The 20,069-nt window shown below is 65.4% G+C and carries 18 protein-coding genes, 7 tRNA genes and 1 pseudogene; 13 read left to right on the plus strand and 13 right to left on the minus strand.

The genetic code is table 11. The annotated features are described in order from the left end of the window. Window positions 1-233, plus strand: a pseudogene (locus tag V3B48_RS19970) (IS110 family transposase); the annotation flags it as partial. 36 nt (window positions 234-269) lie between these two features. Here V3B48_RS19970 and V3B48_RS19975 read toward each other — a convergent pair. From V3B48_RS19975 to V3B48_RS20005, 7 genes are all read right to left on the minus strand, one after another. Then, entirely contained in the window at window positions 270-1,172 is a 903-nt protein-coding gene (locus tag V3B48_RS19975) for a cation diffusion facilitator family transporter (RefSeq protein WP_329894293.1), read from the minus strand. Window positions 1,173-1,200: 28 nt separating this feature from the next. Further along, a complete protein-coding gene (locus V3B48_RS19980) occupies window positions 1,201-3,489 on the minus strand; it encodes an Orn/Lys/Arg decarboxylase N-terminal domain-containing protein (RefSeq protein WP_049398423.1) in 2,289 nt (762 codons plus the stop codon). A 20-nt stretch (window positions 3,490-3,509) separates the two neighbouring features. Then, window positions 3,510-4,862, minus strand: a complete 1,353-nt coding sequence (gene adiC / locus V3B48_RS19985; RefSeq protein ID WP_006461445.1) for an arginine/agmatine antiporter — start codon at window positions 4,860-4,862, stop codon at window positions 3,510-3,512. Window positions 4,863-4,938: 76 nt separating this feature from the next. Then, window positions 4,939-6,372 carry a DcaP family trimeric outer membrane transporter gene (locus V3B48_RS19990; protein WP_329894294.1) on the minus strand — a complete coding sequence of 478 codons (1,434 nt, stop codon included), beginning with the start codon at window positions 6,370-6,372 and terminating at the stop codon, window positions 4,939-4,941. A gap of 517 nt (window positions 6,373-6,889) precedes the next feature. Next, window positions 6,890-7,732, minus strand: a complete 843-nt coding sequence (dsbG, locus tag V3B48_RS19995) for a thiol:disulfide interchange protein DsbG (protein ID WP_032129379.1) — start codon at window positions 7,730-7,732, stop codon at window positions 6,890-6,892. A gap of 30 nt (window positions 7,733-7,762) precedes the next feature. After that, window positions 7,763-8,563 (minus strand): TlpA disulfide reductase family protein, encoded by an 801-nt coding sequence (locus tag V3B48_RS20000; protein ID WP_329894295.1) that lies wholly within the window; start codon window positions 8,561-8,563, stop codon window positions 7,763-7,765. An 80-nt stretch (window positions 8,564-8,643) separates the two neighbouring features. Then, window positions 8,644-9,711: a helix-turn-helix domain-containing protein gene (locus V3B48_RS20005; protein ID WP_121503557.1), complete on the minus strand. Its 1,068-nt coding sequence runs from the start codon at window positions 9,709-9,711 to the stop codon at window positions 8,644-8,646. Window positions 9,712-9,897: 186 nt separating this feature from the next. On the opposite strand from V3B48_RS20005, the gene V3B48_RS20010 reads away from it, so the two are divergent. From V3B48_RS20010 to V3B48_RS20040, 7 genes are all read left to right on the plus strand, one after another. Next, window positions 9,898-10,311 (plus strand): heavy metal-responsive transcriptional regulator, encoded by a 414-nt coding sequence (locus V3B48_RS20010; protein WP_032129382.1) that lies wholly within the window; start codon window positions 9,898-9,900, stop codon window positions 10,309-10,311. 89 nt (window positions 10,312-10,400) lie between these two features. Beyond that, window positions 10,401-10,476: transfer RNA gene (locus tag V3B48_RS20015), tRNA-Ala, on the plus strand. Window positions 10,477-10,530: 54 nt separating this feature from the next. Beyond that, window positions 10,531-10,606 (plus strand) — tRNA-Glu (locus tag V3B48_RS20020). 184 nt (window positions 10,607-10,790) lie between these two features. Beyond that, window positions 10,791-10,866 (plus strand) — tRNA-Ala (locus V3B48_RS20025). A 49-nt stretch (window positions 10,867-10,915) separates the two neighbouring features. Continuing rightward, window positions 10,916-10,991, plus strand: a tRNA-Glu gene (locus tag V3B48_RS20030). Between the two features lie 46 nt (window positions 10,992-11,037). Further along, window positions 11,038-11,113, plus strand: a tRNA-Ala gene (locus V3B48_RS20035). A gap of 47 nt (window positions 11,114-11,160) precedes the next feature. After that, window positions 11,161-11,236, plus strand: a tRNA-Glu gene (locus tag V3B48_RS20040). Between the two features lie 165 nt (window positions 11,237-11,401). Here the strand turns inward: V3B48_RS20040 and V3B48_RS20045 are convergent. Further along, a complete protein-coding gene (locus tag V3B48_RS20045) occupies window positions 11,402-11,818 on the minus strand; it encodes a GNAT family N-acetyltransferase (RefSeq protein ID WP_010484960.1) in 417 nt (138 codons plus the stop codon). 77 nt (window positions 11,819-11,895) lie between these two features. On the opposite strand from V3B48_RS20045, the gene V3B48_RS20050 reads away from it, so the two are divergent. Then, window positions 11,896-12,852, plus strand: coding sequence for an SOS response-associated peptidase family protein (locus V3B48_RS20050; protein WP_329894296.1), 957 nt, complete (start codon window positions 11,896-11,898; stop codon window positions 12,850-12,852). A 45-nt stretch (window positions 12,853-12,897) separates the two neighbouring features. Here the strand turns inward: V3B48_RS20050 and V3B48_RS20055 are convergent, their stop codons facing one another. Then, window positions 12,898-13,095 carry a hypothetical protein gene (locus tag V3B48_RS20055; RefSeq protein ID WP_010484956.1) on the minus strand — a complete coding sequence of 66 codons (198 nt, stop codon included), beginning with the start codon at window positions 13,093-13,095 and terminating at the stop codon, window positions 12,898-12,900. 69 nt (window positions 13,096-13,164) lie between these two features. After that, window positions 13,165-13,545 (minus strand): response regulator, encoded by a 381-nt coding sequence (locus V3B48_RS20060; RefSeq protein WP_032129385.1) that lies wholly within the window; start codon window positions 13,543-13,545, stop codon window positions 13,165-13,167. Between the two features lie 132 nt (window positions 13,546-13,677). Here V3B48_RS20060 and V3B48_RS20065 point away from each other — a divergent pair. The 3 genes from V3B48_RS20065 (at window position 13,678) to V3B48_RS20075 (ending at window position 15,928) form a co-directional block, all read left to right on the plus strand. After that, window positions 13,678-13,763, plus strand: a tRNA-Leu gene (locus tag V3B48_RS20065). 70 nt (window positions 13,764-13,833) lie between these two features. Next, complete coding sequence (locus V3B48_RS20070) at window positions 13,834-14,376, plus strand: GNAT family protein (RefSeq protein ID WP_032129386.1); 543 nt, start codon at window positions 13,834-13,836, stop codon at window positions 14,374-14,376. Window positions 14,377-14,491: 115 nt separating this feature from the next. Beyond that, window positions 14,492-15,928 carry a GGDEF domain-containing protein gene (locus tag V3B48_RS20075; protein WP_329894297.1) on the plus strand — a complete coding sequence of 479 codons (1,437 nt, stop codon included), beginning with the start codon at window positions 14,492-14,494 and terminating at the stop codon, window positions 15,926-15,928. Here V3B48_RS20075 and V3B48_RS20080 read toward each other — a convergent pair. Both V3B48_RS20080 and V3B48_RS20085 read right to left on the minus strand, forming a co-directional pair. Next, window positions 15,925-17,751, minus strand: coding sequence for a methyl-accepting chemotaxis protein (locus V3B48_RS20080; protein ID WP_164081375.1), 1,827 nt, complete (start codon window positions 17,749-17,751; stop codon window positions 15,925-15,927). The genes V3B48_RS20075 and V3B48_RS20080 overlap by 4 nt on opposite strands. 255 nt (window positions 17,752-18,006) lie before the next feature. Beyond that, entirely contained in the window at window positions 18,007-18,609 is a 603-nt protein-coding gene (locus V3B48_RS20085; RefSeq protein ID WP_239669684.1) for a GNAT family N-acetyltransferase, read from the minus strand. Window positions 18,610-18,704: 95 nt separating this feature from the next. Between V3B48_RS20085 and V3B48_RS20090 the strand changes: the two genes are divergently transcribed. Beyond that, entirely contained in the window at window positions 18,705-19,793 is a 1,089-nt protein-coding gene (locus tag V3B48_RS20090; protein WP_032129389.1) for a DUF5694 domain-containing protein, read from the plus strand. Between the two features lie 39 nt (window positions 19,794-19,832). Here the strand turns inward: V3B48_RS20090 and V3B48_RS20095 are convergent, their stop codons facing one another. Next, on the minus strand, window positions 19,833-20,063 hold the full coding sequence (locus V3B48_RS20095) for a hypothetical protein (RefSeq protein WP_049400551.1): 231 nt from the start codon (window positions 20,061-20,063) through the stop codon (window positions 19,833-19,835). Window positions 20,064-20,069: the final 6 nt, after the last annotated feature.

Genomic DNA, 20,069 nt, shown 5'->3' on the forward strand with positions numbered 1-20,069 from the left:
AGGGCGCGCCAGTGCTGCGCCAGATGCTCTACATGGCCGCCATGGGGCTCAAGCGGTGTCGTCGGGGGCAACCGCTCTACGACGAGCTGTCAAAACGCGGTCACCCCAGCACCGCCGTCTTCAACATCCTGGCCAGAAAGCTGGCCAGGATCGCCTGGGGTGTCTTCAAAAGCGGCCGGGACTTCGATCCGGCCATGCTGAAGGTGGGTCAAGCCTGCTTCCAGCAGGCTTGACCACGAACATAGGATCTCGACTCTACAGAAGCGTGGTCACGTCCACGCTGGGTCTGCGGTGAAATCAATGGTCAACCAGAACGTGCTGCCCCGCGCATCCAGCCGCACCGCAATCTCGTCACGCATCGCATCGACCTCGCCCACTGAACCCAGCGGCGTGGCCGGGTCGGCCAGCACGTGGATCTCGATGAAGCGCATCCGCCCCATCTTCGCCACATGGCTGGTGAAACCGGCATAGCCACGCTCGGCGACGAACGCCTGCATCACCCGCTGCACGCGCCGGTCCAGATCATCCGGTGCCACCTGCAGCACTTCGCGCATGGCCTTCCAGGCACCCCGTGCCGGCACCGGCAACACCGCCAGGCTGATCAACGCCAGCACGATCGAATCCAGGTACGGCACCCAGTGGTGCCACTCGCCACCGTGCAGGACCAGCGCCAACACAAAGGCCAGTACCACTGCCAGGCTCATCAACCCGCCCAGCAGCCAGCCCCGTACATCCAGCCACAACAGCGCGGAGCACAGATGCCGCGCCCGCTGCGCGACGAACGCCGCCATCGCCAGGTTGCTGGCACTCAGCAATGCCGCCCACCACAGCGCGGGCCCGAACTTCACTTCGTGCCCGCCCGTGGTCAAACCGATCACGGCGTTGGCCAGCGCGTACACGCAGGCCAGCGACAGGATAACCCCACCCAACGCCTCGACCATCGGCTCCAGATGCCAGTAGCCGTACTGGAAGCGCGGGCTCTGTTCCCGCGCTACCAGCCGCAGCACCGACAACGACACCAGGGTCAGGGCGACATCGACCAGGCTGTACACGCCGTCGAACAGGATGGCCTGCGATCCCACCAGCAGGCCACCGATGAAGCCGACCGCGCTGACCGCCAGGGTGACCCCGATCGAGAACTTCAGGATGCGTTGCTCGCGCGCGGTATCCATCGTTCGCCGAACGGCCGACCGTTGCCGGTCAGGCCTTCAGCACCTCCACCTTGTACGAAACCGCATCACCCTCCTGCTCGATGATGAGCCCGTGCACGTCCGACTCGAAGCCCGGGAAACGCGCATTCTGCTCGCGGGCGATGCGCAGCGACTGGATGATCGGCTCGTCGCTGTCGCCGAAGCGCTCGCCCGGCATGATGGTCGGGATGCCCGGCGGGTACGGCACCAGCATGGTCGCCGCAATGCGGCCACTGATCTGCTCGATGTCGACCCGTTCGATCTCGCCCTTCACCAGGTGGTTGTAGGCATCGGCCGGGGTCATCACCGGCGTCGGCAGATCCACGTACATCTCGCGCATCACCTTGGCCACGGCAAATTCCTGGTTGAATGCATGCAGCGCATCGCACAGGTCACGCAGGCCCCAGCCGGCGTAGGCATTCGGATAGTCGGCGACCAGCGTCGGCAGTGCCTGGCTCAGCGGCGCATTGCGATCGTAGAGCTCCTTGAACGCCATCAGCTCGGTGACCAGGGTGCTCCACTTGCCCTTGGTGATGCCCATCGAGAACAGGAACAGCACCGAGTACAGGTTGGTCTTCTCCACGGTGATGCCGCGGCCCCACAGGAACTTGCTCAGCACCGCCGCCGGGATGCCCAGCTTGCCCATGCTGCCGTCCATCGCCAGGCCCGGCGTCAGCAGGGTCACCTTGATCGGATCGATCAGCACATAGTCATCGACCAGGTTCTCGAAACCGTGCCAGTGCGCATCCGGCTGCAGGTACCACTCCTCGCGCTTGGCCACCAGCGGCGCCGGTGTATCGCCCTTGTCCAGGCTGCGCTCGACCTGGGTCGGCTGCCACACGCTGAACCACCAGTCGTCGCGACCGAGGTCGTCGCGCACGTGCAGCATCGCGCGGCGGAAGGCGATGGCCTCGTCGTGCATTTCCTGTACAAGCGAGCGGCCCGCGTCGCCTTCCATCATCTTCGAGGCCACGTCACAGGCCGCGATCACCCCGTAGTGCGGGCTGGTCGAGGTATGCATCATGAACGACTCGTTGAAGCGCTCGGCATCCAGGTTGCGTTGCGCCGAGTTGCGCACGTGGATCATCGACGCCTGCGAGAATGCAGCCAGCAGCTTGTGGGTGGAATGCGTGGTGAAGATGATCGCATCCTGCTCACGCGGCTTGCCCTTGGCCATGCCGTAGTGGTTCTCGTAGAACGGATGGAACGCAGCATAGGCATACCACGCTTCGTCGAAATGCAGGAAGTCGACCGCGCTGCCGATCTCGTCGGCGATCTTCTCGGCGTTGTAGCACAGGCCGTCGTAGGTCGAGTTGGTGACCACCGCGATGCGCGGCTTGGAGCCGGCCTTGTAGGCCTGGCTGGCCAGCGGGTTGGCAGCGATGCGCTGCTGCAGCGACTCCGGCGTGAACTGGTCCAGGCTGATCGGGCCGATGATGCCGTGCGCGTTGCGGCTGGGCGTGAAGTACACCGGCACCGCACCGGTCATGATCAGCGCGTGCAGCAGCGACTTGTGGCAGTTGCGATCGACGAACACCACGTCACCGCGCGCCACCGTGCCATGCCAGACGATCTTGTTGGCGGTGGAGGTGCCGTTGGTGACAAAGAACGTATGGTCGGCACCGAAGTTGCGTGCCGCCTCGTTCTCGGCGTCCTTGATCGGGCCGGTGTGATCGAGCAGCGAACCCAGCTCCGGCACCGAGATCGACAGATCGCTGCGCAGGGTGTTCTCGCCGTAGAACTGATGGAATGCACGGCCGACCGGCGACTTGGTGAACGCCACGCCGCCGGCATGGCCCGGGGTGTGCCAGGAGTAGTTCGACTCGGCTGCATGGTGGATCAACGCCTTGAAGAACGGCGGCAGCAGGTTCTTCATGTAGTCTTCGGCCGCGCGCATCACCTGCCGCGAGATGAAGCTCTTGGTATCTTCGAACAGGAAGATGAAACCGTGGATGTACTTGAGCAGCTTGCTCGGCACCTTCTCGATGGTGCGGCGCTCGCCGTACAGGAACACCGGCAGATTGGCGCGGCGTGCGCTCTGCTCGCGCAGGAAGGCGGTCAGGCGCTGGAACTCGCCATCCACCTCTTCACTGCCGTCGATCGAGATCAGCACCGCCGAGGCCGCCACGTAGGTGCGGGCACCGGCGCGGGCATCATCCAGGTTCAGGCCGCACAGCACGCGCTGGTCGTTGCTGCGCAGCTCCTCCACCAGGGCGCGGATCAGGATGCCGCCGATGCGCGGCGACTCGTAGTCGTTGTCGATGACAATGACCGGATAGTCCAGGGACTTGAAGTACACGTTGATTCTCCTTGTCTAACTCAGGAACGCTGGGCGCCGGCGCTGATGGCCGATGCCTCGCGGGCGCGCTGCCGCTGCTGGCGGCGCTCCTCGCTGAAGAAGGGATAGAACACGGTGATGAACAGCACGAACAGGAAGGCGTACTGCACGATGGTTCCCGACGAGCCGTAGATCGCCCACAGGCAGTACACGACGGTCAGGCTGGTCAGTGTCCAGAACGCACCGGTGTGGACCAGGGTGTGCGAACGCTCGACCACGAAGTAGCAGGCCACGCACGAGTAGATGTAGGGCAGCAGGGTCAGCACCACCGCCGCCGACGTGATCACGTCGAACTGGGCCGACGCGGTTTCCGAGGTGGAGGTGACCAGCACCGCCAGGGTCATCAGCACCGCCACGATCAGCACGCCCTTGACCGGCACGTCGTCCTTGTTGGTCTTGCTGAAGATGCTCGGGAACAGGCCATCATCGGAGGCCGCCTTGGCACTCTGTGCGGTCAGCAGGATCCAGCCGCCCAGCGAACCGGCAGCGCCGATGAAGGCACACAGGCTCACCAGCGCGCCGCCCCAGCCACCGACGGCTTTGGCGGCAGCCAGTGCGAACGGAGCATCGGAGGTCTGCAGCTCGCCATTGGGCACCATGCCCATGATCACCGACGAACTGGCGATGTAGGCGATGGCAGCCAGGAACACGCCCGCCAGGGTGGCGCGGGCCACGTTCTTTTCCGGATTCTCCACCACGCCGGCAGTCACCGAAGCGGATTCGACGCCGATGAAGGCCCACAGGGTCAGTGCCGCGGCACTGGAGATCGCGCCGAAGTTGGATTCACCGGACACGTTGTAGGCGCCCTTGAAGATGTCGGCATCGAAGAAGAACCAGCCGAAGATGGCGATACCCAGGATCGGCACCAGCGCGAAGCTGGTGGTGACCGTCTGCACGCGGCTGACGAAGGCCGGGCCGATCATGTTGGCGAAGCTCAGCGCCCACACCAGCACAAGCACCGCGATGCAGCGCACCAGCGGCTCGGACAGGATCGGGAAGAAGTAGCTGAAGTAGCCCACCGCCGCGATAGGAATGGCGACGTTGCCGATCCAGTTGGCGAACCAGTAGATGGTATTGGTCTGGAAGCCCATGTAGGGCCCGAACCAGTCACGCGCATAGGCATAGGGACCGCCGGCCTTCGGTGCCAGCTTGCCCAGCTTGGCGAATACGAAGGCCAGCAGCAGCGCACCGGCGGTGGTGATCAGCCAGCCCCAGATCGAGGCGGTGCCGATCTTGGCCAGACTGGACGGCAACAGGAACACGCCTGAGCCCATCATGTTGCCGGCGACGAGGAAGGTGGCTCCGACCACCCCGATTTTCTTTGCTTCTGCCATGACAATCTCCTGTACTGGCATGAGCCCGGTACAACCGGGCGTGGGGACGGTTACGCTGGCGTACGACCGCTGGCGCCTATTTGATGAAGTTGTATTGCAGACTGCCCTGCACCCGGACCGTGTCGCCGCGTGCGCCGCTCTGCTGTTCCAGGCGGCCGTACAGCAGCTCCATGCCCATCGTCCACGACGGTGCCGGGCTCCAGATCAGGTTGAACACGCCGTAGCGGCTCTGACGGAATGCGTCGGCTGCCAATGCAGCATTCCGCTCCAGGGTCAGCTGGCCGAAGATCAGGTTCGAACGCCACAGCTCGGACCAGTAGTGGGTGTAGCCAACGAACCCACCGTGCAGGTCCAGCGCATCAAGGCGGCCATCGGCACCGACCACCGCGTCCAGCCCGGAGCCGGTCAGGTCGGCGGTGTAACGGCTGAGGCCGCGCCCGCCGAGGGCACCGAACAGCAGCAGGTCGCGCTCGCCTACCGAGGCCGAACCGCTGAGTTGCAGGCCACCGGCCATACGCCGGTCGCGCTCGCCATCGCCGTCATAGGCCAGGCTGCGTGCCACCGCACCCAGCTGCAGGTGGCCCCAGTCGCGCTCCATGCGCGCGGTCACCGTCACGTCGGGCAGGCGGTTCACTGCCGCTCGCCCATCGCTGGCGCCGGCCAGTTCGGTCTTCGGATCTTCGGCGGCGACGGTCAGGGTGTTGCCCTTGCCCATCGCGAAACTGTGGTGGATGCCTGCCACCAGCAGGTAGCCGGCACCGCCGGGACCTTCGAAATCCAATGTGTCGGGCAGGCTGTCCGGATCCATGAAGCTGGAGTAGCCGTAACCGGCATAGGTATTGCCGAGCTGGCCATAGGCATGGCGCAGCCGGAATTCGTAGCCGTCACTACTGCCGAAGAAGTCGTTCTCCAGGTAGAAGCGCAGGTTGCCGTGCGTGGTCGGACGTCGCGCCTCGAAACTGAAGCGGGTCTGCTTGGCATGGAAGTTGAAGTTCGAGACATCACGATGACTGCCACCGACCGGCATCGACGAGGGAATGAACTGATCCTCATCCCCCGCTGCACGCGAATCGGCGATGGCATCCAGCTTGGCGTAGCCGCCGATACGGATCACCGTGTCAGTACCCGGAACGGCGAAGAAGCCCTTCAGATCCGGATCGGTCGGGCCGGCCGCACTGTCCGGTCGCGACGCGGCGGTGGACGGATCGGCCACCGATTCGCGCTGCGGCAGCACCGGCTGTGCCACGCCCGGTACCTGGGTGGGGTGCAGCAGGTTGGCAGTGCTGGCAGGCGCGACCACGGCGGCGGGTGCCTGTGCTGTAGCAGGCGCAACGGTTGCGTCGCGCTGCTCAAGGCGGTCCAAACGCTGCTGCATGCCCTCCAGCGCCTGCCGCATGGCCGCAATCTCACGACGCAGCGCCTGCGCGTCCTCCTTGTCATCCACCTGTGCATACGCCGGCGTGATCGCCAGTGCTGTCACACAGGCCAGGCTCAGTACCGCCACGCGCATTGCATCCTCCCTGGACGACCCCTGTTCGCAGCACGCAGACAGGACGCACGCATGCGCCACTCCGGCCTCGTGCTGCCGTTGCTGGAAATGCGGATACTGCGTCGACGACACCGGCCAGCCTGCGCATGGCAGGCAACAGGACGATGACACTGTCCTGCCCGCACCGATGTCGACGCCATCAAGGCCGCGCTGCCAGAGAGGTGGCGACCGCAACGGTCTGGGTAACAAGCACGGAGTGAGAGTGTCGTGAATGGCTGTGCCAGCCGACCCTGATCAGGGCGTGGCGAGCGCGGCATCCATCGCGCATTGACGCTGTATTCCATGCGTCACAGGCTAATCCGCCTGTCGTTTTTGGCCTTGATTGGAATCAAGGCGGGATGCTTGATGTCAGTCACGATTCAGACGTGACGATGAACCACTGTTGCGCGGGCCCGCAACCGCAATGCCCGCCATGGAATGCGACAGGCCCGCATGCTGCCATGCGGGCCTGCGCAATGTTTCATGGGGCTGGCGCCACTCAGCGCGGGCCAAGCACCGTCTGCAGATCGGCACCCTGCGGCAGACCCGCACGACGCTGCACCTGGCCCTGTGCGTCCTGGAACAGGATGCCCGGTGTGCCCTGGAAGCCCATCTCGATCATCAGCACCTGATTGGCGTCGAGCTTGCCAGCGATCTCGCGGCTGATGTTCGGCAGCGCCTTGATGCCACCGCGATCAAAATCGTGCTCGTTCTGCAGCAGCGCCGCACTCGGGTCACGCGCGGCAAGGATCGCCGCGGCCTTGGCCGGGCTGTCCTCGCGGATCACGCCGACCATGATGTGACGCAGCTGCACCTTGCCGGCATCGACCCACGGCCGTGCCGCTTCCCAGAACTTGTGGCAGTACGGGCAGTTGGCATCGCTGAAGGTATAGACCACGCGCGGCGCATCGGCCTTGCCATCACGCACCCAGGCGCTGGCTTCCAGCTTGGTCCACATCTTGGCCGACATCGGCGAAGCCACCAGCTTTTCAACGGCCTCAGCGGCTACATCGTTGCCCTCCGCATCGAACAGGCTGCCGACCAGTACGTTCTTGCCGTCAGCAGTGACATAGGCCGCTGCCGGCTGCTGGCCGCCGACCACGCCGGCGAAGCCCCGCAGGCCACCGGGGGCATCGAATTCTGCGACGACCTCGAAACCATGCTTCTCGATGCCCTTCAGCACCGCAGGGCGATCGCCCTTGTTGGCCGTGGCTGTGGCGCTCGCTGCCGGTGCCGCGGCGGTCTTGCCCGGTGGCGTCTGTGCCTGGCTGCAGGCAGCCAATGCCAGCAGGACCGGCAGCAACAGCACCGCAGGGGCGGTGCGCAGGGAAGTCGACAACATGGGAACTCCGTAGTGAGATGCCCGCGCAGGCTACCGCAGCCGGCGCAGTTTGTGTTCAAGACCGGCTGCCGTCAGTTCGCCGAGGTGCAGTTCACGCAGGCGCCCTTCGGCATCGAAGAACAGGGTCGAGGGATAGGCCTGCACGCCCAGCACCGTGGATGCCGCAGCGTCATCATCGAGCAAAACGTTGTGCAGCAGCCGTTCGCGCGCAACGAAACCCTGGACCTCCTCAAGGGTTTCACCCTGGTTGAGGAACACGAACTGCACGTCCGCATGCGCCTGCTGCGCCGCAGCCAGGACCGGCATCTCGCGCCGGCAGGGCCCGCACCAGGTCGCCCAGAGATTCAGCACAAGCGGTTTTCCCCGGAACTGCTGCAGATCAACCCTGCCCCCCTGCAGATCAGCAACCTGCAGTACCGGCAAGGGCATCTGCCGCTCCTGCCATGCGGACAGCAGCTGACTACCGCCCGCCCATAGCAGCACACCCGCCAACGCCGCGCCCAGCACCGGGGCGCGCAACGCCCGCCATGGGCGCACCCGCCACAGCCCCCATGCCGATCCCGCAACCAGGACAACCACCAGGTGGTAGCCACCATCGGCAATCTGCAGAATGCTCCACGGCGCCTCGCGATACAGGGCGAAGTTCAAGGCCACGAAGCTGATGCGACCACACAGCAGGCCCACCAGCAGCATGTCCAGAACCATGCTGGGTGCAGAAGGCAGCGGCATGCCGTCCTTTCTGCGTGGCCATAGACGCGCCACGGCCATGGCAATCACTGCGCACACGAGAATCAACACCACCGGCATCGGCACCGGCCCAACGCTCGACATCAGACCACCTGTTCAATCGTCCACTGACTGCATGGTCGAAGTGTCGCGCTCCGGTTGCAAGCGCGACGATGCCGCCGACATCAGGCCGCGCTGCGCCCCAGTTGCATCACCGACGGCGATTGCAGCCCGCGCAGGCTGCCTGCCACCGACGGCATCAAGGGCCGCTCGCGACGCTTGCTGCTGACGTGACGCCGATAGTTGGCCGGCGTCATGCCAACGATGCGCAGGAACAACCGGCGGAAAGCACTCTGATCAGCGTAGCCGACACCCCACGCCACCTCATCGATACCCGCCCCCTGCTGCAGCAGGGTCTGCGCCCTGGCGATGCGCAGCCGTTGGCAGTATTCGATCGGCCGCAGGCCGGTGGCCTTGAGGAACCTCCGCTGCAGTGTGCGCGGCTCCAGCCCGGAGACCTCGCAGATCGCGGCAAGGGTGGCGCCGCGTGCCGCCGTGGTGTGCAGCCAGCGCTGTGCCTTCAGCACATCACGATCGCCATGTGCGAAGTTGGCGCTGAAGCGCTCCAGGTCCTGCTGGATCGTGGCGGGCACGGTGATGCCCAGTTGCTGTGCGACCGCACTGGCCACGCCCTGCCCATGCAGCCGGTACAACAGTCGCAGGCCAAGGAAGCGCCAGGCCTGGGCCCCGCCGACCGTCAGCAGGTCACCGTCATCCACCAGCGCCCGCTCGCTCGGCACCCAGCTCGCGGCCTGCGCCTGCAGGCCTGGATGGCGCCCGAGATCGGGGCCACTGACCGTACGCCCGGCCAGCAACCCGGCACGTGCCAGCACGCTGACGCCATCACTGGCGGCGGCCAGCAGGCTGCCGCCGTCATAGTGCGCGCGCAGCCAGTCCAGCAGGACCTCGTCCGCGCGCAGGCACGCGCCGGCACTGATCTGGCCGGGAACCGCGATCACAGCCGGGATGGCCGCATCGAGCATTTCCGCACCCGCAATACGATGCACCCCGGTCTGGCTGGCCGGCACGATCCAGCGGGTGACCAGCACCCGCTTGAACGGCCGACGCTGCTGCTGGGCAAGGCGATTGGCAACGTGCGCCATTTCAGCCAGTACGGAGGCGGCAGACGGATCACCTCCCGGGTATTCAACCACCGCGATCTCGACGAATCCTTCGTTCCTGAATCCTTCCACAGACCACCTCCTCGGTTCGTTGCAGGCCATCGAACGGCCGGTTCAGGCGAAGGGTAGGAACTGGTCCATCGGCGGGGCTATGAAGAAAGTTGCAAAGTGCGCTGAATGCGCGCACCCGGGCCAAGCCTTGACTCTCGACCAGACTCCAGGCTTCACAATGGTCGGCAGCCCCTGCAGGAATCCGCCATGAACATTGGACAACTGGCCCGCCAGGCGGGCGTACCGATCGATACGGTGCGCTACTACGAACGACAGCAGCTGCTGCCGACCGCGGCCCGCTCGGCGGGTGGCTACCGCATCTTCGGCGAGCAGGACCTGCGCCGGCTGCGATTCATCCGCCGCGCCAAGGCGCTGGGCTTCAGCCTTGAAGAGATCGGCGAGCTGCTCGCATTGAGCGATCGCCATTCGCAGGACATGGGCAGCGTGCGCGACACCGCGCAGGCGCGCCTGCAGGACATCGCACAGCGGATGGCGGAGCTGCAACGCATGCACACTGCACTTTCGCTGCTGGTCGACGCCTGCCCAGGTCACGGCGCGCTGGACCAGTGCCCGATCCTGGCGGCACTGACCGACGACGCTGCACAGGCGAAAGGCGACTGACATCGGCTTCGCAACGCATGTGAAGAAAAGTGCAACAAATGCTTGCCAACCCCCTGGGGCAAGGCTATTATTTCGCTCCTCAGCGACGTGGGGCCATAGCTCAGCTGGGAGAGCGCCTGCATGGCATGCAGGAGGTCAGCGGTTCGATCCCGCTTGGCTCCACCAATCTTTCGGCATTAGGCCGTCGAAAGGTCGCTAAAGAACATTGATGAGAATTGCGTCCCCATCGTCTAGAGGCCTAGGACATCACCCTTTCACGGTGGCGACCGGGGTTCGAATCCCCGTGGGGACGCCACTCATCACGAACAACGAGGACCCGGCCGATAACCGGGTCTTTTTTGTTCACCGCCTACCGGCATTCAGGTTGTGGCGTTGCGGTTCCCCTGCCCTCGTGGTCGCGGTTGAACCGGAACGAAAAAAGCTCAAAAAAAGCTTCCACAAACGTGAACACGCAGGTATGATAGGCGGCTCGGTAACACGGGGCCATAGCTCAGCTGGGAGAGCGCCTGCATGGCATGCAGGAGGTCAGCGGTTCGATCCCGCTTGGCTCCACCACTTTCGACATTAGGCCGTCGAAAGTTCTACAACTTGAAGTTTTTCGTGCGTCCCCATCGTCTAGAGGCCTAGGACATCACCCTTTCACGGTGGCGACCGGGGTTCGAATCCCCGTGGGGACGCCAGTTTCAAAACGGACTCTGCTCCCGGCAGATCATCCGGAGTTTCATTGGGGCCATAGCTCAGCTGGGAGAGCGCCTGCATGGCATGCAGGAGGTCAGCGGTTCGATCCCGCTTGGCTCCACCACTTCGACATTAGGCCGTCGAAGGATCTACAACTTGAAGTTTTCGTGCGTCCCCATCGTCTAGAGGCCTAGGACATCACCCTTTCACGGTGGCGACCGGGGTTCGAATCCCCGTGGGGACGCCAATTCTTTAAAACCCCGGCTTCGGCCGGGGTTTTTCTTTGCCTGTGATTCCTGGGAAGGCCCTATCCACGCATGGCGCGGATCTACTGCAGGGCCGGGATGGATCCGGCGGCCGGTTGGCCCAGTAGATCCACGCCATGCGTGGATGGCTTCAACTCGGCCACACCTCAGAACCGGCGATACATCCCGATCGATGCAGGTGCGGTGGGTGCGAAACCAAACTGCGCGTACAACCGGTGCGCTTCACCATCCGCCAGAAGGCTGACGTATGCCGACGGCGGCAGGTTCGCCTGCATCCAGCCCTCCAGGCGACGCATCACTTCCTTGCCCAGGCCCTGCCCCTGCAGGCGCGGCAACACAGCGATATCGCAGACCTGCAGGTGGCAGCCCCCATCGCCGACGATGCGCCCCATCGCCACCAGCTCGTTACCCTGGTAGGCACACACGCCATACAGGGTATTGGGCAGCGCACGTGCCGCCGCCTCCTGGCTCTTGGCACTGAGGCCCGCCAGCACACGCAGCTGGCAATAGTCTTCGACCGTGGGCACGGCGTCGCGGAACTGGCAGGCGACGGAATCATTCATGCGCTATCTCCCTGTAGGTCGGGCTATCCTGCCTCATCCATGTCGCAGCTGCTGCGACCCACGCCCGCAGAGTTCCCATGTGCTATTCCGCCCTCATCCGCGCCGACTACGCCAAGCTGGTGCGCGAGTTCGGCGCCATCCTGTCGCTGGAAGAATTCGCGGAGCTGTACGCGCACGATCCTGGCAAGAAGCGCCCCAGAACTCCCAAGGCGATGGATGACGGCTTCGCCGGCGCGCGCACCGAGCAGGGCCGCGACATCGTCGCGAAAATCCAGCAGTGGCATGCGCAGGAACGCCAGGATCTGGAAGCGGAGCTGGCCCGCCAGCGCGAGCGACGCGATATTGCCAATGCCACGCTGGCGACCCGCCCCACCCAGAAGGCACGCAACGACCTGCGCGTGGCCGGCAACCGCATCGATCGTGCGCAGGCTCGGCTGGAAGACCTGCACCGGGTGCAGCTGCTGCCGCGCGACAACCGTATTTTCCCCGGTACCTACGCACCGGTGATGGTCAGCGAGGGCGGCAAACGCGTGATCAAGCCGATGCGCTACCAGTGCCGGCTGCCGGACAAGCCTGCGCGCAACGACGTGCTATATCCGGGCACCTACAACGCGCGGCGCGACAGCCTGGAAGGCTATTGGCGCGGTGCGTTCGGGCTGCGCCACGGCGTGGTGGTGGTGCAGGCGTTCTATGAGCACGTGCCACGCCATGCCATCGCCGGCCATACGCTGGGTGCCGATGAGAAGGATCAGGACGTGGTGCTGGAGTTCCGGCCCGATCCCCCGCGCGACCTGCTGCTGGCCTGCCTGTGGGCGGAATGGGAAGGACCGGAAGGTCGCCTCCTGTCATTTGCCACGATCACCGACACGCCTCCGCACGACGTCGCCGCTGCGGGCCATGACCGCGGCGTCGTTCCCATCCGCAAGGAACACCTCGGTGCCTGGCTCAATCCCGATCCGGATGACCTGGCGCGGCAGTACCGCATCCTCGACGACCGCGAGGAGATCCGCTACGTATACGAAGAAGCGGGCTGAACAACGCGCACAGATGAAAAACCCCGCCTGGGCGGGGTTCATGGATCAGGGATTGCCGCCGCACATCGCCTCTTCGCAGAAGGCCTGTTCCTGCAGGCATTGTTCGACCTCTCCACCCCGCGCGATGCAGCTCTTGTAGAGCTGGAAACAGGGCTGGCCACACCACGCAGCAGAGGCCGTACCACCGAAGACCGCCATCGAAAGGACACCCGCAGCTACCATGCGCTTGATCCACTTCTTCATGCCACTCTCCTTGTAGGCCTGAGCATTCAGGCCCGGGCAGGATACGCCCACCGCTTCAGCACGCGCCAATCAGGCGCTGGCGCTGGCGCGGCCCACTGCGCGTACCAGCGCCTGGCTCAGATCTGCCGAGAGATAGGGCTTCACCAGCAGCACGCCGGCCAGCATCGGCTCGGGCAGCTGCTCGGCCTGCATCCCGGTGGCCAACACGAACGGCACCCCGCGCGCCGACAGTGCCGCAGCCACCGGCTCGCTGGTCTCATTGCGGGCCAGGCGGTAATCGAGCAGGGCCACGTCCGGGGTCGACGCCTGCAGCAGGCGCAGCGCTTCAGCCACGCTCGCGGCCAGCCCCACCACCGTCGCACCGGCATGCACCAGCTGCATCTGCAGCAGTGCGGCACTCATCTCGTCGTTCTCGACCACCAGCACCCTCAGGTCCTGCAACACTGTCATCGGCTACCGCTCCTGGAGGCATTCAAGCCGCCGCAGTATAGCCATGACAGGGCCGAAGCCGACAGGACGCGCCCCGATCGGCCTCCCCACTATGAAAGCCGTGCCGACCTCGGTTACACTCGCACGCTGCCTGCCGGTGTGGCGGAATGGTATACGCAGCTGACTCAAAATCAGCCGGGGGTGACCCCATGAAGGTTCGAGTCCTTTCACCGGCACCACTGCATCAAAGGCCAGGTCCCCGACCTGGCCTTTTGCATTTTCAGGACCGGAGCGCCGACACTGGCGACGATGCCAACGCCCGCCCTGCCCACGCTCCCCGCCACCCTGCCCGCACGGCTGCGTCCACTGCACGTGGATGATGCTGCCGCCTGGGCCGGCTATCTCTCGCTGCCGGGCGTGACCGAGCACACCAGCTGGGGCGACGTTTCCGAAAGAGCACTGCGCTGCCAGATCGCCGGTTACCTGCCCACGGCAACGGACCAGCGCTGGGCGCTGGTGGGCGCCGACAGCCAGCTGATCGGCACCGTTGGCCTGAACGGAATCGACCTGTCGCATGGCCGCGGCGAACTTGCCTATGATCTCGATCCGCGCTGGCAGGGTCAGGGACTGGCCACGCACGCAGCACGCGCGGTGCTCGAATGGGGCCATGCCGCACTCGCTCTGGTCCGAATCCAGGCGACTGTCCTGGACAGCAACGCCCGCTCGATCGCCGTGCTGGAACGCCTCGGCATGCAGCGCGAAGGCCTGCTGCGCGCTTACCGGCGGGTTCGAGGACAGCCCCGTGACTTCTGGATGTACGCCCGCGTCGAAGGCTCCGCGTCACCATGCTGAAACACAACTGCGACTTCCGGCAAGCTTTGGAATAGACGCAGCGCACACTTTTCTTGCAAGCCACACGTGCTTCTGCCTATCGTGATCCCAGCCGGAGCTGGGGGCGGGGGAATGCATGACGTTGCGTGCGGCACTGTTTTTTCTGGTCACGCACGCGCTCGTCATTGCCTTTGTTGGCCCGCAGGACCCGGTCGGCTCCTACCTGATGCTGATCACTGCGCCGTTGCTGGCTGCACTGGCCTGCGTGCGGCGTGCGCGTGACAGCCGCCAGGCGGCCTGCAAATGGCGGACGCTGGGCGCTGCCGTGGGCCTGTTCTCGCTGGCCCTGCTCGCCCTGCTGTACCGCAATGTGGCCGGCCTCGATCCTGCGCAGATGACCGTGTCTTCGCTGATCCTGTACGTGTTCTACCGCATCCCCCTGACCTACGTAGCCGCCAGCCCGGGCGGCGGCAACCGCTGCATCCGCGCGGTGGACCTGCTGATCATCGCACTGCTGTGGCTGCTGTACTTCGGGCACACGCGGGCGATGGCGCATTTCAACGCCGCATTGTGGACGCAGTGCCTGAACGCCATGAGCAACCTACAGAACAGCCTGGTGTTCTGCTTCGCGCTGATCCGCTTCCTGGCCGAGGACAATCCCGACCGCCGCGATTTCTTCCGGACACTTGCGATCTACGCGCTGGGCTACTTCCTGCTGGCGTTCTACATCAACACCTACCAGCCGCAGCTGCCTGACGGCAACTGGGGGGACCTGCTGATCAGCGGACTGTTCGTGATGCTGGCCGTCATGGCCGCCAGCAAGCGCCGCTATCCGGCGGTGGACGTATCGCGCAGCCTGCGCCGCATCGTCGACGCCGGCGTGCCGTTGATGCTGCCCTTGCTGCTGATGATGGTGGCGCTGCTGGTCGCGCGCCTGCAGCCCACCCTGGCCACGGTGGGCTTCATTGGTGCCATGCTCGGTTATGCCCTGCGCAGCGTGCTGAGCCAGGTGGAGATCCAGCGCCAGCGCGATGAGCTGGAAACGCTGGCGCGGCGCGATCCGCTGACTGGGCTGGGCAACCGCCGCAGCTTCGACGAATCCCTTGGCAATGCCCGTGGCCGCGCACGCCGCCAGGGACTCGGGCTGGCGGTACTGATGATCGACATCGACCACTTCAAACGGCTCAATGACACCTATGGCCATCCGGAGGGCGATCGTCGCCTGCAGTCGGTCGCCGCCATTCTTGATGGCTGCCTGCAACGAGGTGACGATCTGCTGGCGCGCTATGGCGGCGAAGAGTTCATCGCCGCCCTGCCCTCGCCCGATGCCGCCCACGCACTGGGCCTGGGCGAACGGCTGCGCGCTTCGGTCGAAGCCGCAGCCCTGCCCGCCCCCGAGGCCACCGTCACCATCAGCATCGGCGTGGCCTGGCAGGCACCCGGCGAAGACCGCGATCCGCGCGACCTGGTCGAACGCGCCGACCAGGCCCTGTATCGCGCCAAACATGCCGGTCGCAACTGCGTACGCGGCGACACCGATAGCAAGGAAGACCCGTCCGGTCGCCGTGCCTAGACCGCGTGCAGCCCCGCTGTTCCGTGCCGGTGCCCGGCCCCGCCCTGCACGCGGAAGCTGGCCACGGTCTGCAGCAGCTGCGCCGACTGCTCTTCCATGCTGCGCGCCGCCGCCGACGCCTCCTCGACCAGGGCCGCGTTCTGCTGGGTGCCCTGATCGATCAGGTCGACCGCATGATTCATCTGCTGGATATCGTCGCTCTGCTGCTGCGAGGCCGTGCTGATTTCAGTCATCAGGTCACTGACCCGGCGCACGTTGGTCACGATTTCATCCATGGTACGGCCCGCGCTCTCAACCTGCGCCGTGCCGGCGCCCACATTGGCAACCGACTCATCGATCAGGTGCTTGATCTCCTTGGCTGCGCTGGCCGAACGCTGCGACAGCTCGCGGATCTCAGTGGCAACCACGGCAAAGCCGCGGCCATGTTCACCGGCACGCGCAGCCTCCACCGCTGCGTTCAGCGCGAGAATGTTGGTCTGGAAGGCGATGCCGTCGATCACTCCGATGATGTCGACGATGCGCCGCGACGAGGCATTGATCACCGCCATCGTCTCGACCACCTCATGCACCACAGTGCCGCCTCGTGCGGCGACGTCGGCCGCTCCGCCGGCCAGCTGGCTGGCCTGGCGCGCGTTGGTGGCCGTGCGCTGCACGGTCTCGGCCAGGCCTTTCATCGACACAGCGGTTTCCTCCAGCGAGGCCGCCTGCTGCTCGGTACGCTGCGAGAGGTCGCTGTTGCCCTGTGCGATTTCGGTCGCGCCGACTGCGATGGTGTCCGCGGCGAACTTGATCTGGCCGATGATCGCGGCCATCGCCTCGACCAGCGAATTCACGCCTTCGCACAGTTCGGCGATCGACCCGTTCTTGTCGGCGGTGGCCACGCGCTGGGTCAGATCGCCCTGCTTGGCGGCAGCCACCACCTCGCGGGTCTGCGCCACGGCGCGCTGCATGGCCTGGTTCTCGTGCACCTGCGCGGTGATGTCGGTGGCGTACTTGACGACCTTGAACGGCTTGCCATTGAGGTCCAGGATCGGGTTGTAGGATGCCTGGATCCAGACCTCGCGCCCGCCCTTGCCCAGGCGCCGATACTGGCCGGCATCATATTCGCCGCGCCCGAGCTTCTCCCAGAACTGGCGATACTCGACGCTGCTGCGATGCTCAGGCTCGACAAACAACGAATGGTGCTGCCCGCGCACTTCGTCCAGGTTGTAGCCGGTAGCGGCCAGGAAATTGTCATTGGCCGACAGGATGCGGCCATCCATGCTGAACTCGATCACCGCCTGCGATTTGGCGATCGCGGCCAGTTGCCCCGCCGAGTCGGCCGCCTGCAGCTTCTGCGCGGTGATGTCGGTCGCGAACTTGACCACCTTGTACGGCCGCCCCTGGCGGTCCAGCACCGGGTTGTACGAAGCCTGGATCCAGATCTCGCGCTGACCTTTGCCGAAGCGGCGGTACTGTCCGGCGTCATATTCGCCACGCCCCAGGCGCACCCAGAAGTCGCGGTATTCCGCGCTGCGCGCCTGCTCGGGGTCGACGAACAGGGAGTGATGCTTGCCCTGGATCTCCTCCAGCCGGTAACCCATCGCCTGCAGGAAATTGTCATTGGCCCGCAGGATGGTGCCGTCGAGCGCGAACTCGATGACGGCCTGCACGCGATGCAGCGCGGCCACCTGCGCTTCCAGCTCGGTGCGGTCGGTCATCGCCGCCTCTGTGCTGGTGCGTTGCTGCGGCGCCAGCACGCCAAGCAGCGCACGCCACGGCGACCAACGGGTATGCAGCTCGGCCGGCGCCTGCGCGCCTGCCGTGAAGCCTGGAATGAGCATTGTCTGATCCTCGGTGTCCGGTAAGCGGTTGTGACCCGACGGGCGGGATGCCCGGCGGCAACATCAGTTGCCAGGGACTACAGGTGCCAACGGGCACCTCTCGAGCGACTGCCAAGAACGTCTGCTGCGGGTGCGATCGGCATCTGGAAGCGGCGGAACACACTGCGCGGACCGCCCGTCGGGGGCAGCCTGGGGTCCTGCGGCGGGTGACTGGAGCGGGATCCAGAGGGAGTATCGGCGACGCCGTCGGCCGCTTTAGCGGGATTCCGCGACGTCCGTCGCAACTCTGTGCATTGCAGCCGGAATGCGGTAGACGATTGCCGTGTACTTCACGCCCTGCTCACGTGCCACAGCCTGCCCACCAAGGGACTCAGCCAGTGCACGGCTGGACCGGTTCCGTTCCGCCACCGGGTAGCGGAACGCAGCACAGCGAAGGCGCCCGGAGGCCGCCGACCACACCGCCGCCACTGCCTCGCGGCCATAGCCGTGCCCATGCATCACTTCTGCGATCCAGATGCCCAGTTCGGGTTCTGCTTCACGGGCTCGATGCAGGCCTGCCAGGCCAAGGAATACCCCATCCCCGCGCCTGCGGATCACCAACGTGATGTCGGTCCCGTCGGCGATGGTAAGCAGCCACGTCCGCCAGACGGCAGCAAACGCCTCCTTCGAGGGTGGCGGCTCAAACGCCATATAGCGGGTCAGCCCGGGTGTGATTGCCACAAATGCCTCGTCGGCGTCACCGGGCGTGAATGGCCGGAGGTGCAGCCGCGGACTGTCGATGGTCCAGTCGTCCAATGTCATCTTCTGCATCGCCTGGGCATTGCGTGCAGCATCGCTCAGCAGAAGGATGCAGCTCAAGGCAGAAAGGTTTACATGACCAATGCGGGATTCCCCAGCAGGAGAAAATGACCAGCATGAAGGTCCCGCAGGATGCTTATCGACATGGAGATCGCATGTTCCCTCGCTTTGCCAGCCTTCTCTTCCTGGCCCTGTGCAGCAGCAGCGCGCTGGCCAACGACGCCGCCTATCGACCCGCCTTCCACCCCGACCAGCTGAAGGGACCACCCGCAGGACGCCCGAACGAAGTGCTGGTGCTGGGCAGCCCGCACCTGTCCAGCCTGCCGGAGACCTTCACGCCGGCGATGCTGGAACCTCTGCTGCAGCGCCTGGAAGCCTGGCGGCCCACCGCGATCGCGGTGGAGAACCTGTCCGGCCTGCAGTGTGACTTCATGCGCCGCAATCCGGCCCGATACGCGGAGAGCGTAGCGGACTACTGCGTCGATCCGGCACCGGCGCAGGCCGCCACCGGCCTGGACGTGCCCAGCGCCAACGTGGAGATGGAACGCCTGCTTGCGGATTGGCCGAAGGCGCCAACCGCTGCCCAGCGGCGCCGATTGGCCGCCGTGTTCCTGGCCGCGGGCGAAAGCAGCTCGGCAGTCGTCCAATGGCTGCGGCTGCCCAGGGAAGAGCGACGTGCTTCGGACAGCCTGACACCGGAACTGGTGCAGTTCCTCGACACGCGCATGGCCCGCCGCAACGAGGCCGGACTGGTGGCCGGCGTACTTGCGGCACGCCTGGGGCTGGAGCGCCTGTGGTCGGTCGACGACCACACTGCAGATTCGCCAACACCGGAATCGCAGCAGAAGGCCTACGCTGCCGCCATACGCGGTGCCTGGGACAATTCCTTCGTCAAAGCGCGCAGGGCGGCCGATGAACGACTGGAGGCCAATCTTGCTCAACCGGATGGATTGCTCGCAATGTATCGCGCCTACAACACGCCCGAGGCCGCGATGGTGGCCTTCAACAGCGATTTCGGCGCGACCCTCGTCGAGCCCTCGCCGGAAGGCTTCGGCCGCAACTACGTGGGCTACTGGGAAACCCGCAACCTGCGCATGGTCGCCAACATGCGCGACATCCTGGGCCAGCATCCAGGCACCCGCATGCTGACCATCGTCGGTGCCTCGCACAAGGGCTACTACGAGGCTTACCTCGATCTGATGCACGACGTGCAGCTGGTCAGTTCGGATGAAGTACTGCGTTGACGCAACATGACGTGGAGGATGCGGTGACCATCCACCGCATCACTCCACCGCGTTCCTGCCCGTCCGCCACAGCACGATGCTGGCGGCACCGATACAGGACAGCGTGAACACCAGCAGGGCGACCGCGCCGCCCTGCAGTACCGGCAGCAGGGCCTGCGCGTGAAGGTCGCCGCGCAGCTGTTCCGCACGCAGGCAGGCGGCCAGCGCGAGGCACCAGCCAACCATCGCCGGGGCGTAGGCCCGCATCGCAACCGGGTTCCAGACCTTCATGGGATC

The sequence above is a fragment of the Stenotrophomonas sp. SMYL20 genome (assembly GCF_036320045.1).
GTDB classification, from domain to species: domain Bacteria; phylum Pseudomonadota; class Gammaproteobacteria; order Xanthomonadales; family Xanthomonadaceae; genus Stenotrophomonas; species Stenotrophomonas maltophilia_A.